13 protein-coding genes are annotated in these 13,363 nt (G+C 39.4%); 9 read left to right on the top strand and 4 right to left on the bottom strand.

Features of this window, described 5'->3' with window-relative positions:
• The first annotated feature begins 65 nt into the window (after positions 1 to 65).
• Together ACFIKR_RS02990 and ACFIKR_RS02985 are read left to right on the top strand one after the other, a co-directional pair.
• A complete protein-coding gene (locus ACFIKR_RS02990; RefSeq protein ID WP_375658776.1) occupies positions 66 to 770 on the top strand; it encodes a response regulator in 705 nt (234 codons plus the stop codon).
• 8 nt (positions 771 to 778) lie between these two features.
• Positions 779 to 2,119, top strand: coding sequence for an ATP-binding protein (locus ACFIKR_RS02985; RefSeq protein ID WP_375658775.1), 1,341 nt, complete (start codon positions 779 to 781; stop codon positions 2,117 to 2,119).
• Positions 2,120 to 2,164: 45 nt separating this feature from the next.
• Here ACFIKR_RS02985 and ACFIKR_RS02980 read toward each other — a convergent pair whose 3' ends face one another.
• Positions 2,165 to 2,665, bottom strand: a complete 501-nt coding sequence (locus ACFIKR_RS02980; protein ID WP_375658774.1) for a YbjN domain-containing protein — start codon at positions 2,663 to 2,665, stop codon at positions 2,165 to 2,167.
• Positions 2,666 to 3,069: 404 nt separating this feature from the next.
• Positions 3,070 to 3,315 (bottom strand): accessory factor UbiK family protein, encoded by a 246-nt coding sequence (locus tag ACFIKR_RS02975; RefSeq protein WP_375617607.1) that lies wholly within the window; start codon positions 3,313 to 3,315, stop codon positions 3,070 to 3,072.
• Between the two features lie 307 nt (positions 3,316 to 3,622).
• On the opposite strand from ACFIKR_RS02975, the gene lgt reads away from it, so the two are divergent.
• From lgt to ACFIKR_RS02955, 4 genes are all read left to right on the top strand, one after another.
• Positions 3,623 to 4,501 carry a prolipoprotein diacylglyceryl transferase gene (gene lgt, locus ACFIKR_RS02970; protein WP_375658773.1) on the top strand — a complete coding sequence of 293 codons (879 nt, stop codon included), beginning with the start codon at positions 3,623 to 3,625 and terminating at the stop codon, positions 4,499 to 4,501.
• Positions 4,476 to 5,555 carry a class I SAM-dependent methyltransferase gene (locus ACFIKR_RS02965; RefSeq protein WP_375658772.1) on the top strand — a complete coding sequence of 360 codons (1,080 nt, stop codon included), beginning with the start codon at positions 4,476 to 4,478 and terminating at the stop codon, positions 5,553 to 5,555. The genes lgt and ACFIKR_RS02965 overlap by 26 nt, the downstream gene beginning before the upstream one ends.
• Positions 5,556 to 5,657: 102 nt before the next feature.
• Positions 5,658 to 6,449: a peptidoglycan editing factor PgeF gene (pgeF, locus tag ACFIKR_RS02960; RefSeq protein ID WP_375658771.1), complete on the top strand. Its 792-nt coding sequence runs from the start codon at positions 5,658 to 5,660 to the stop codon at positions 6,447 to 6,449.
• 476 nt (positions 6,450 to 6,925) lie between these two features.
• Entirely contained in the window at positions 6,926 to 7,858 is a 933-nt protein-coding gene (locus ACFIKR_RS02955; RefSeq protein ID WP_375658770.1) for a ribose-phosphate pyrophosphokinase, read from the top strand.
• Here ACFIKR_RS02955 and ACFIKR_RS02950 read toward each other — a convergent pair.
• The gene (locus ACFIKR_RS02950; RefSeq protein ID WP_375658769.1) at positions 7,855 to 9,354 is read right to left on the bottom strand and encodes a helicase HerA domain-containing protein; all 1,500 of its coding nucleotides are present in this window, start codon (positions 9,352 to 9,354) and stop codon (positions 7,855 to 7,857) included. The genes ACFIKR_RS02955 and ACFIKR_RS02950 overlap by 4 nt on opposite strands.
• A gap of 292 nt (positions 9,355 to 9,646) precedes the next feature.
• On the opposite strand from ACFIKR_RS02950, the gene ACFIKR_RS02945 reads away from it, so the two are divergent.
• Both ACFIKR_RS02945 and pth read left to right on the top strand, forming a co-directional pair.
• Positions 9,647 to 10,276 (top strand): 50S ribosomal protein L25/general stress protein Ctc, encoded by a 630-nt coding sequence (locus ACFIKR_RS02945; RefSeq protein WP_375658768.1) that lies wholly within the window; start codon positions 9,647 to 9,649, stop codon positions 10,274 to 10,276.
• A 76-nt stretch (positions 10,277 to 10,352) separates the two neighbouring features.
• Positions 10,353 to 10,934, top strand: a complete 582-nt coding sequence (gene pth / locus ACFIKR_RS02940; RefSeq protein ID WP_375658767.1) for an aminoacyl-tRNA hydrolase — start codon at positions 10,353 to 10,355, stop codon at positions 10,932 to 10,934.
• Positions 10,935 to 11,170: 236 nt separating this feature from the next.
• On the opposite strand, the gene ACFIKR_RS02935 is transcribed toward pth, so the two are convergent.
• Positions 11,171 to 11,914 carry a L,D-transpeptidase gene (locus ACFIKR_RS02935; protein ID WP_375658766.1) on the bottom strand — a complete coding sequence of 248 codons (744 nt, stop codon included), beginning with the start codon at positions 11,912 to 11,914 and terminating at the stop codon, positions 11,171 to 11,173.
• 267 nt (positions 11,915 to 12,181) lie between these two features.
• On the opposite strand from ACFIKR_RS02935, the gene ychF reads away from it, so the two are divergent.
• A complete protein-coding gene (ychF, locus tag ACFIKR_RS02930; protein WP_375658765.1) occupies positions 12,182 to 13,285 on the top strand; it encodes a redox-regulated ATPase YchF in 1,104 nt (367 codons plus the stop codon).
• The last annotated feature ends 78 nt before the right edge of the window (positions 13,286 to 13,363 follow it).

The raw sequence follows: 13,363 nt of genomic DNA, 5'->3' as shown, positions 1-13,363 counted from the left end.
AGCTTTATACAACTTATGTAAACTTGCATCTTGTGTAAACTAAATTTTTATCAAGGTTTTTAAGAATGACCAATCACGTTCAAGTTTTGTGTGACGATGCCCCTCACCTTCTTGTAATTGATGATGATACTCGCATTCGCAATCTTTTATTTCAATTTCTCATTAAAAATGGATTTCGTGTTTCAGTTTCAGCCAATGCTAATGAAGCAAGACGACTGTTGGCAAGTTTAGATTTTGATCTTCTTATTGTTGATGTCATGATGCCTGGTGAAAACGGTATTGATCTTACTCATTCACTCCGCCAAACAAAAGATGTTCCCATTCTCATGCTCACAGCTTTATCAGAAATAGACAATCGTATCCATGGCTTAGAAGCGGGTGCAGATGATTATCTTGCTAAGCCGTTTGATCCTCGTGAACTTCTCCTTCGTATCAATGCCATTTTACGGCGTGGCTTTCCCCCTCACCAACCCAAAATTGAACAGATCGTTTTTGGACCTTATATATTTTCAATTTCACGACGCGAACTCAAAAAAGGAGGAGAAATTATTAAATTAACAGATAAAGAACAAGAAATGATGGTCATTTTTGCCGAAAATGCAGGCGATACAATTCCGCGCCATAAATTCGCAACCGATGACAGCAATATAAGTGAACGTGCCATTGATGTACAGATCAACCGCCTTCGTCGTAAGATCGAAAAAAACCCAGCACTGCCTATATGGCTCCAAACCGTGCGAGGAATAGGGTATAAACTCTCAATTGAATAGGCACAAGAATGACCAAACCTTTAAGATTTTTTCTTCGATGGTTAACGAAAAAAATGCCTAAACGGCTTTATGCTCGCTCTTTGATCATTATTATCGCTCCCATGGTGCTTCTGCAAACGGTCATTGCTTATGTCTTTATGGAACGCCATTGGCAAATGGTAACCGAGCGTCTTTCAACAGCTGTCGTGCATGATATTTCAGCCATTATTGATATTCTTGAAACATATCCACAACAAGATAACTATGAAGATATCAAGCGTATTGCACAACAACGTATGGGATTAAACATTTCTATTCTATCTCCTACCTCCTTACCCCCTCCAGGACCTAAACCATTTTTTGCCATCCTTGACTATTTTTTAAGTGAAGAAATCACCCGCCAAATTAACCGTCCCTTCTGGATCGATACCGTAGGAGATTCTGATCTTGTTGAAATCCGTATCCACCTTGGTCACAACATCTTACGCGTCTTTGCTCCACGCAGCCAAGCCTATGCTTCCAATACTGCTATTTTTTTAAGCTGGATGGTAGGAACAGCTCTTGTTTTATTACTGATAGCAATTTACTTTTTGCGCAATCAAATCAAACCCATTCAACAATTGGCTGAAGCAGCAGAAAGCTTTGGACGCGGTCGTCCTTTACCAAAAGGATTTCAACCACAAGGAGCTGATGAAGTCCGTCGTGCAGGCATCGCTTTTTTACGCATGCGTGAACGTATTGAACGCCAAATTGAACAACGTACCATGATGCTCTCAGGAGTAAGTCATGATTTAAGAACCATTCTTACACGCTTTAAACTTCAGCTAGCGTTAGCAAATACTGACTTTGATATTAAACCGCTTGAGCAAGATGTAAGTGACATGCAAAATATGTTAGAAGATTACCTTGCTTTCGCCCGTGGCGAGGGGAATGAAAGTGTTAAAAGCTTTGATTTAAATGCTCTTATGCAAAAATTCTCCGCCGATGCTCATCTTCACAAACGTCAATTTTCCTATACCATTGAAGGCCCTATAGAAATACAAGTACGTCCCCGTGCTTTCACACGCTTGGTCAACAATCTTGTATCAAATGCATTTTGTTACGGCACAACCGTTAAACTAACAGCTAACTCTCAACAAGAATCTTTTATATTGATAATCGATGATAATGGACCTGGAATTCATGAAAATATGCGCACAGAAGTTTTTAAGCCATTCTTTCGACTTGATAAAGCGCGAAATCAAGATGCAAGTGGAACAGGACTTGGTCTTTCTATTGCTCAAGACATAGCACGCAGCCATGGTGGCAATATACAATTAGATGAGAGCCCACTCGGGGGATTACGCGCTATTCTTGACATCCCCCTATGAGCAATATTTCAGCAAACTGTCTGTAAAAATAACAGACTGTATATTTTAGGCATTCCCTACAGTTTCAAACAAAGTGTACTGCAGTGCCTTGTAAGCACTTTCTCCCGACAAAGCAACCATCTGAAATGCAACATAATGGCTTTCACAGGCTTTAAGTGCATGTATCAACAATGTTTCAACCTGTATATGAGAAGGATGCATCCCACCAGCCAAAAGAAGACCTTGCCGATAAATAACTGAATTATTCCTTTGCCAGTAATCAAAATGTCCCAACAACAACTTTTCATTAATTGCTAGCAATAATCGCTGTATTTCAGCTGTTCGAGCATTTTTAATAGAGAGATTAAACGAACAAGCCAAATGAAGTGCTTCATGCTCTTCCATCCATGAAAAAGCAAGACGATAGTTTGCGCGTTTTCCTTCCACACAAACGCTAATTTCATCTTGTGCATCCCGCTCAAACGACCAATCATATTCACAGGCAATCTGTTCGATAAAGTCAACAGGGTGCTCTTTTCTTTCTGTGGCGCAAAATGCAAGCCTCATCACAATCCTCAATCATCATAAAACATCGTCAACAGAATATAAACCGTCTAAACTGTAACAATATTTTGCTACAATCAGAACCTTTACACCAAACAAATACACATAAAAACATTGACAGTACACAAACACCCAAAACACAATCGCGTTGTTTAGGGCAACCTGATAGTCATAAAACGAATCACCAAGTCTTTTCAGTGTATTGATACAATTTCATAGCGCCAGCCCCCTGATTCAAAAAAATGTATTTTACCCCCAAAAAAAAATCAAAAATAAACAAATGCTCCGCTCTAACAGACTCAAGATTAAGCATTTTTTAGTTTCACGCATCATATTGAAAAATTGGGGATATTTTTTTGAAGATTCTTTTTGAAAGAAACTATCTTACTTTTTGTGTCTGCGTTTTTTTAATCATCTTTTTTAAAATCATCAAGGCGTCTTTTCAAATCAGCATTATCAGCATGGATTTTCAGTACCATCTCCTTAAAGGTCTCAAACTCTTCGCGAGAAACAAGATCAAGTTTGTTTGCTATCTTTTCAGCCTGCACACGAAAAGCTGTTCCAGCTTCACGTCGTATGCCTTGCGCGACGTCAGCAGCATCTGTTGCTAATTTTGCCAATTCATCAAGAATACGGTTTGATCCATTACGCATAACATTTTTCCTTAAATTTTAATTATTGACGCACGCATTATAGCGTATTCTCATAACATTTAGATACTGTAATTTGTTCCTTTTACCCTATATTTTACATGCTGTGCAGATTTTTCATGACGATTTTGTTTAAGATTTTTTAATATTTCTTTTATCACCATATTTTTTTTACTGCGATAAATCAGTGGAAATCTATCCCCCTTTCTGACTAGCCTCCCTACCGACTTGACCATTGTGCATTCATCTGTCATTTCTGATCATCAGAGTCACTTCATATTCATCTCGTATAATGTAAGATACTTAATTCATGAATAATCTGTCTTGTCCAGCCATTGCTTTTCCGTCTTTTCTTGATCCTGTCATTATCCAGTTAGGTCCCATAGCACTTCATTGGTATGGACTTGGTTACGTGGTGGGTATTCTTTTTGCTTGGTGGTATGCGCAAAAATTATTAAAAAAAACATCTCTATGGTATAGAGACCACCCTCCTATGGATAAAGAAAAAATCGGAGATTTTGTTGTCTGGTCTGCCATAAGTGTTGTTGTCGGAGGGCGTTTAGGACAAGTTCTTGTATGGGATCCTATTTACTATTTCAGCCATCCAAGCGCTATCATCGCAGTGTGGGATGGGGGAATGTCCTTCCATGGCGGGCTTATTGGTATTATCATTGCTATGATCTGGTTTGCCCGTAAAAATCATATTAACATACGAGCCATGTTTGATATCATTGCTGCAGGTGCCCCTATTGGCATCGGTATTGTGCGAATATGCAACTTCATCAACCAAGAATTATGGGGCAATATGACCACACAACCTTGGGCTGTTTGCTTCCCTCAAGATCCTTATTATTTACCGCGCCATCCAAGTCAACTCTACGAAGCTTTCATGGAAGGATTTCTTCTCTTCATCATCTTATGCCTTATCATTGTTGCCTTCAAAGCATTAAAGCGCCCTGGAGCTGTCGCAGGAACATTTATTATAGGCTACGCAATAGCACGGAGCATTTCAGAAATTTACCGTGCTCCTCAAGAAGATCCAGAATGGTTTTCCACCCTTTTTCATTCTACTGGTTTTACCTATGGCATGGCTTTATCTCTTCCCATGTTTCTTTTAGGGTTTTATCTTCTTCTCCACGCCTTTAAATATAAATCGACAGAAAATGACCAATCTAAAAGAAAAAATTAAAGAAATTATTACACGCAATGGACCAATCACTGTTAGCCAATATATGGCGTTGGCACTCACTGATCCTCAATTTGGCTATTATCAAACACAAAATCCCTTTGGGCGTACCGGTGATTTCATTACCGCACCTGAAATAAGCCAATTATTTGGAGAGATGATTGGGATTTGGACTCTCGCAAGCTGGAACGCTCATGGTTGTCCTCGCCCTTTCATTCTAGCTGAAATAGGTCCAGGACGTGGAACTCTCATGGATGATGTTTTGCGTACCATTCAAAAATTATCCACGACAGCATTTGAATCTGCTGAAGTTTTTCTCCTTGAAATAAGTAAAAAACTCGCAAAAGAACAAAAAAAGAGTCTTTCCTCTTATCAAAAACAAATTCATAGCATTGAAAGTTTTGATCAAATCCCCTCAAAACCACTCTTCTTAATAGCTAATGAATTTCTCGATACACTCCCCATCAACCAATATATTAAAATTAAGGGAGAATGGAGAGAACGCCGCATTACAATCGATCAAAATGGAAAGTTTACATTTATCGCTGACCCGCGTAAATTTCCTTCTTCTTGCTTACAATCCTACAGTTCTAATGTCCCTGATGGAACAATTTTTGAACATGCGCCCTCACGGCATCAATTTATACAACACATCAGCAACCGCTTAGTACAAGGAAAAGGTTCTGCTTTACTCATTGATTATGGTGCTGCTGATCTTGCATTTGGTGATACACTGCAAGCACTGTCAAAACACAGATTCCGTGATATTTTTGATGCTCCTGGTGAACAGGATTTAACATCACATGTTGGTTTTTTCTTTTTAAAAAAAATAGCCCATAAACAAGGTTGTTTTTCTGAAATCTTCGAGCAAGGAGATTTTCTTTTAAGAATGGGGCTACTGGAACGCGCAAAACAGCTTGGAGCGGGTAAAAGTGCTACACTGCAAGACAAAATCCGCCAAGATATCGAACGACTAGCCGGACCAGATCAAATGGGAAAATTATTTAAAGTCTTGCATGTTTGTGATAAAAATATCTCCATTCCTCCCCAATTTTGATGATCGGCGCTTTTGTCAATAAGCACATCATTATCTGAAATATTTATTGACAAATATGAACATCTCCACCCTCACTTCAAATAATCTCCATAAGGAACGTTTATGAAATCTATCCCTCATCCCATTCTTGCAAAAAATCTTTCTACTTTACACACCCATGAGATAAAACATGGTTTTTTTACACGTCAAGGTGGTGTTTCAAAAAGTCTTTATCAAAGCCTTAATGTCTGCCAAAGCTCAAATGATCACCCTAAACATATTGCACAAAACCGCATTTTGGTCGCTCATTATTTTGATGTTGAGGTACAAAATTTAGTCACTGTTAATCAGATACACTCTTGTGGCGTCGTTGTCGTTGATAAAGCTTTTATCGGCTCCCCTCCTAAAGCCGATGCTCTCGTTACCACCACACAAGAACTCGTAATCGGCATTCTTACAGCAGATTGCGGCCCCATTCTGTTTGCTGATCCACAAGCTGGGGTCATCGCTGCAACTCATGCTGGCTGGCGAGGGAGTCTAAATGGCATTGTAGAAAAAACAATTTCCATTATGGAAGAACAAGGAGCTAAACGACAATCAATAACAGCGGTCCTTGGACCTTGTATTGGTCCTTGTCACTATGAAGTAACAAGTGAATTTTACGACCAATTTATTGATTGCCACAGTAAATACCAAAAATATTTTATAAAAACAGACAAAATAAATCACTTTTACTTTAATCTATGGGCATTCATTATGCATCAACTCATAAGAGCAGGCGTTAATGCTTCTTGTGTAGAGCTTTGCACCTACAAAGACGAAAAGCGTTTTTTCTCCTATCGCCGTGCAATACACCGCAACGAACCTGATTACGGACGGCAAATTTCTGCTATTATGCTGAAAAATAAAAAATGAACCCCTTTGATACTTTAGAACAATACCAAAACTGCAAAGCTAAACTTTTTACCCAAATGTAAAAATAAATTCCATTGTACTTTGCTTTTTTTACAAAATCATCTACCAGCCCATAAAATATGATAGCTTTTGCTCTGAATTATTTTCAATATTTGGTTATAACAATTGAAAGCAAGACGATACTCTTTTTATTTACTCACCTTCATTCATCTTAAATATAAAACATTCCCATATTGAAAGCATTTTTTTATAAAGTAATAACCAAAAAGCTTAATCAATACGTATTTCTTTGCCGCATGGAGAAAAAACTTTGCTCTAAAAGAAACAAACTTTTGGAAAAAGAGAAAACATACCGCATAGCTCTTTAACAATAATCGATAAAATTGTAAGGCTTTTGTAATTGTTCTCTTGCAATTTAATAAAAAGAAATTAAAAACCGTGTCGCATTCCCACCATGATGATTCAGAGGTTCTACTATGAAACTTTTCTGCGGAAATTCTAATCCACGCCTAGCTGAAGATGTTGCAACTTATTTGAACATCCCCTTAGGCAAAGCCACCGTAAAACGTTTCGCTGATCAAGAGATTTTCGTAGAATTGCATGAAAATGTGCGTGGACAGGACGTGTTTGTTTTGCAATCTACATCCTATCCAGCCAATGATCATTTGATGGAATTACTCATCATGATTGATGCGCTTCGCCGTTCTTCGGCACGTCGCATCACAGCTGTTATCCCTTATTTTGGTTACGCCCGCCAAGACCGTAAACCTGGTCCGCGTACTCCCATTTCCGCAAAACTTGTTGCCAACCTGATTACTGAAGCAGGGGCCCATCGTGTTTTAACATTGGACCTTCATGCAGGACAAATTCAAGGTTTTTTTGATATCCCTACGGATAATCTCTATGCTGTTCCTGTTATTTCTCGCGATGTCAAAGTGCATTATTCTCTTGAAAATGTTATCGTTGTTTCACCTGATGTGGGTGGTGTCGTACGCGCGCGCGCGCTCGCCAAGCGTTTGAACAGTTTGCTTGCTATTGTGGATAAACGTCGTGAACGTCCCGGTGAATCAGAGGTTATGAATATCATTGGAGATGTATCGGGAAAAGATTGCCTTTTGCTTGATGATATTGTTGATTCAGGTGGAACTTTATGCAATGCAGCAAGTGCTCTGCTTAAACATGGTGCCAATAGTGTCACGGCTTATATCACGCACGGTGTTCTTTCTGGTAATGCAATCGAACGAATAACCAATTCAGAGATGAAAGAATTGGTTATTACAGATTCAATTATGCCAATACAAGCTATTGAGAAAGCCCACAATATTCGTGTTTTGCCCATTGCCGACCTTATTGGAGAAGCAATAGCAAGGACAGCAGCAGAACAATCGGTTTCCAGCTTATTTGGTTAAAGTGGTTCCTTGGGGTCTCCTGGTGCTGTTTCAACACCAAGATCAGGAAATGCAACAATACGTTGACCACTAAAATGCGTATGAATGACAATAAGACCACGCTCTTCAAAGTAGGTTAAAAGTCGGCGTGCACGGCTTAAAGAATGAGTCCCATAAAGACGTGCTAAAAATGCATCGGATGGACAGGGCTTTCCCCCTAATGCGGCCTGTGCTACATTTAAGAAGACTCCTTGGACATCTTCTTCTAAACTTTCTGATATCTGCAAAATATGTTTCCAATGTTCACTGACAACCGTTTGTTCATCAACAAAAGCCTGGGCAATAGCCAATTTACGCCGAAATTGTGAAAGATTAAAAGGAACCTTTGACATACCATGGATACGACACCGAACTGAAAAATCTTGATAAAGCACCGCTGTTGAACGATAAAAAGCCTCAGAATCCTCAAGAATTTCCCGAATAATATGTTCTGCTTGTCCATCACGCTCATCATCAGAAAGTTCAGGAAATAAACTCGGGGTTTCTTCCAACAACTCTTGTTTTTTATGTACTACCTCCTCTAACATTTCGTGCATTGATTTTTCCCTTATCGGCTCTCGTGTTTGTTTAAATGGCGTTAAAATTTCCTCTGGTGAAGCCGTAAAAACGAGCTCTTGCACATCATCCCGCTCTGTTGGAAGTGGCATTAATTTAGGGCTAGAAGAGCGTGCCAAAGTTTCAACAGAACCGATAATGATTGGTAAGGGACGTCGTGATAAAGCGGGACCTAAAGCTATAAAATTCCCCCGCTCAAGATCTCTAAACATTTCCGCTTGGCGACGCTCCATTCCCAAAAGATCAGCAGCGCGCACCATATCAATATCTAAAAAAGTCCGCCCTATTAAAAAGTTTGAAGCTTCAGCAGCAACATTTTTGGCCAACTTAGCCAATCGTTGTGTCGCAATAACACCAGCAAGACCACGTTTACGCCCTCGACACATAAGATTGGTCATAGCACTAAGAGAAATCTTACGTGCTTCATCAGAAACTTCTCCTGCCGCAGTTGGAGCAAACAATTGTGCTTCATCGACAACGACAAGCATAGGATACCAATAATCACGTTCCACATCAAACAGTGCCCCAAGGAAAGCCCCTACAGCACGCATCTGTTGTTCAGTATCCAAACCTTCAAGATTAAATACCACTGAAACCCGATGTTGTCGAATGCGATGGGCAATACGAGTCAATTCTAATTCACTACGTTGAGCCTCTACAATAACATGACCAAATTTATCTGCCAAAGTTATAAAATCGCCTTCTGGATCAATTACACAATGCTGAACCCACTTAGCACTTTGCTCCAAAAGACGGCGTAAAAGATGTGATTTCCCTGAACCGGAATTACCTTGTACAAGAAGACGTGTCGCCAATAACTCTTCCAGATCAAGAAGTGCTGGCATCGATTTATGCAAAGCACGACTCTCTGACATCTCACCCAAGGCAATCTCAACCTTCATAACATCTCCAGTGTTTGATTTTGAACATATCAGTGCCAGCGCATATTGTCTGATTCTCCATCCACACCGTAATTTGTAACATTTCCTCCTTTTTAACGGTAGAAATCATCGATTTTTCCCACAACTCTTGCATCTATGAATAGTTTGAATTATAGAACAAACTTCTGTGTAGACACCCTTGGAGGCAACGCAGAATGGAGCGATCGCTGTTGGTTAGCGCATATCTTCATATCCATGCAAAAACTATTACTGTTTTTGAAGGATCTCCAATCATGTAAAAAGGACTTAAATTATGAGCAAAAGCTACACTCTTAAGGCCGAAAAACGCGAGCGGGTTGGTAAGGGGTCCTCCCGTGAACTTCGCCGCAACGGTCTTATTCCTGCTGTCATTTATGGTGAAAAACAACCTCCTTTGGCAATAACAGTTCCCTATAAAGAAATTTTCTATAAAATTCATGCCGGTGGCTTTCGTACCACCATTGCAACGATTATTCTTGACAAGCAAAAAATTATGGTTTTGCCGAAAGATTATCAACTCGATCCCGTGCGTGACTTTCCCCTCCACGTAGATTTCTTACGCATTTCAGCAAAATCCGTTGTAGAAGTGAATATTCCTGTCCATTTCCTCAATGAAGATACAGCACCTGGACTTAAAAAGGGTGGTGTTCTCAATGTTGTTCGGCACGAAATTGAATGTACGGCTCCAGCAAGTGCTATTCCTGAAGCTATTGAAATTGATCTCTCCAGCTACTCTATTGGTGATTCTATTCACATTTCAGCAGTGCAACTGCCAAAAGACGTGACTCCCATCATCCAAGATCGAGATTTTACCATTGCAACCATTGCAGCTCCTGCTGGCATGGATGTCAGCGATGAGACTTCTGAACAAGAAAATGATGAAGAAGACACGCAAACTTCATAAAACTCAAAAGGCGGGAATTTTTTCCGCCTTAATTTATGAGACATTACCCTTACTCATACTTTGACTGAAGATACACATGTGGCTTATTGCTGGTCTTGGCAATCCTGGTTTACAATATCAAAATAACCGCCATAATATCGGTTTTATGGCTGTTGATGCCATTTATCAGTCCTTCTCTTTTTCTCCATGGTCGAAGAAGTTTCAAGCAGAAATCTCCAATGGTTTCATAAATAATGAGAAAATTTTTCTTATAAAACCACAAACTTTCATGAATCTCTCTGGTCAAGCTATCGGTGAAGCTTTGCGATTTTATAAATTAGATCTGAAGAATTTGATCATCATTTGTGATGAGTTAGACCTGTCACCGGGAAAAGTTCGTATAAAAATTGGTGGAGGAAATAATGGGCATAATGGTATTAAGTCTATTGATGCCCATTGTGGTACTGATTATTGTCGTATACGCATAGGAATTGGTCATCCTGGAAGCAAAGAACTTGTTCATCAGCATGTTCTGGGAAATTTTACCAAATCTGATCAAGAATGGTTATCTCCTCTCTTAGAGACAATTGCAAAAAATATCGCTCTCCTTATAAAAGATGACAAATCCCTCTTTATGAATGAAATTTCACAAACGATAAAAAACAATCAAAACCATTGACTTGCGTGTCACAGTCGCATGAAGCATATGGATAAAAACTCTTGAAAAAAATGTCTCTTATACACGTTCTCAAAGGCAAAATCTGTTGGCAACCTGAGAAGCTAGAAAATAAAATAAGAATACAAGCTTGTACACACTTTTGAAAAAGAAAAGCTTATATTCTCTTTTGAGAGAAAGAGAAGATTGAACAGCAAACCAAAATACTCAAACGGCTCTCTCCAGTCTTCTCCCCCAAATTAAAAAAATTCATTTGGCTGAATGGTCGACTGTAGCGGATCGTAGCCATTTGACTGTTGGCTATAAACTGTAGGAATATTCCTATTGTTTTGTAATACTACAACACGCGAACCAACGGGAACACGATCATAAAGATCAATAATATCTTGATTAAGTAAACGAATACACCCACTTGAAATAGCACGCCCAATTGACCACGATTCGTGTGAACCATGAATACGGAAAAGTGTATCTTTCCCATTTTTGAACAAATAAAGTGCCCGCGCACCTAATGGATTATCGGGTCCTGGTGGCATTCCTTTCCCAAGATGACCATAACGTTCTGGTTCTCGAGCCATCATAGCTGCAGTAGGAGCCCAATTTGGCCACCGACGCTTGCGCTGTACAACCCCTTCACCTTCAAATGCTAAACCTTCCTTACCAACCCCAATCCCATAACGTAAAGCTTTTCCATTTTCACCAATAAGGTAAAGAAAACACTCTTGCGTATCTACAACCAATGTTCCAGGAGGATAAGATGTATAATAAATCACTTCTTGTCGCCAAAACTTTGGATCAATTGTCGCAAGATCAACAGCAGGTAACAAATAGGTCTCATTCGTTACAGGACCGTACAAAGCCTGTATTTCTGGTGGAATGTATCGAACTTGTTGAAAAGGAACCGATGACATATCTGACTGATGTGTAGCACATCCAGCTAAAGCCAAAAGTGCTGCAATTAAAAAGGCACAACGAGATAACACTCTTCTATTTTCTCCGATTAATTATTTATGCAGATTTGCATACCATGAAAAACTTAGCACACTATTAACATTAATTCGAAGTTTTCTTATCCTTGAGATTAAGGAGAGCATTAAGATAAGAAGAACTAAGGTAAAAAAAGCAGATTATCTGTTACTTTAAACTTTTTTCTCACTTATCGCAACACAAAGACTATAACTCTTCTAAAAATATGCTATAAAAAAGAAGCTTTATCTTGACTATAAAACCAAAAGAAAAGAAAGACTCTCATGGGCTTTAAATGCGGTATTGTTGGATTACCTAATGTTGGGAAATCAACCCTTTTTAATGCATTAACAAAAACAGCCACTGCACAGGCTGCCAATTATCCTTTTTGTACCATTGAACCCAATACCGGTGAAGTTGCTGTTCCAGATTTACGAATGGAAAAAATTGCATCAATCGCTGGTTCACAAGAAATAATTCCTACACGCATTAACTTCGTCGATATTGCGGGGCTTGTACGAGGAGCTTCAAAAGGCGAAGGTTTAGGAAACAAATTTTTAGCCAATATTCGCGAAGTCGATGCCATTGTCCACGTTTTACGCTGTTTTCAAAATGAAGATATTACCCATGTAGAAGGACGTATTGATCCTGTTTCTGATGCCACAACCGTTGAAACCGAACTCATGCTTGCCGATCTTGAGAGCCTTGAGCGACGAATCGTACAAATCCGTAAACGTGCGACCGGAAAAGACAAAGAAGCCCTCACAATTTTACCCATTATGGAAAAAGCATTAAACATACTGCAACAGGGAAACCCTGTCCGGTTATTACTCAAAGATATCTCTTCCGATGAACACCATATTCTTAAGAGTTTGAATCTTTTAACCTCCAAGCCTGTACTTTATGTTTGTAACGTAAGCGAAAATGACGCCGCTCATGGAAATAGCTTTACCCAAACAGTTGAAAAAATGGCAACAGAGCAAAATGCGCAAAGCATTATCATTTCTGCTTCTATCGAAGCGGAAATCACACAACTGAGTGATACTGAAGCATCAGAATATCTCAATACTCTAGGACTCTTTGAACCAAGTTTAAATCGCCTTATTCGCGCTGGTTACCATTTACTTGATCTCATTACTTACTTCACCTGTGGGCCTAAGGAAACACGAGCATGGACAATTACGCGTGGTACAAAAGCTCCCCAAGCAGCTGGCGTTATTCACTCAGATTTTGAGCGCGGTTTCATTCGTGCCCAAACCATCAGCTACAATGACTATATTGCTCTGGGTGGAGAAAGCGGTGCAAAAGAAGCAGGAAAAGCTCGCGATGAAGGAAAAGAATACATTGTGCAAGATGGCGATGTCATGTTATTTAAACATAATACTTAAATCTTCACTCTGTCTTAATAGTTTATCTTGAAAACTTTGTAATAGGTTCTTGGAATCTTGTCGCAAAAGCTCCCAAGA

This window comes from Bartonella sp. MR30HLJHH (assembly GCF_042194195.1).
GTDB lineage: Bacteria > Pseudomonadota > Alphaproteobacteria > Rhizobiales > Rhizobiaceae > Bartonella > Bartonella grahamii.
This window is presented reverse-complemented; position numbering and strand designations above follow the sequence as displayed.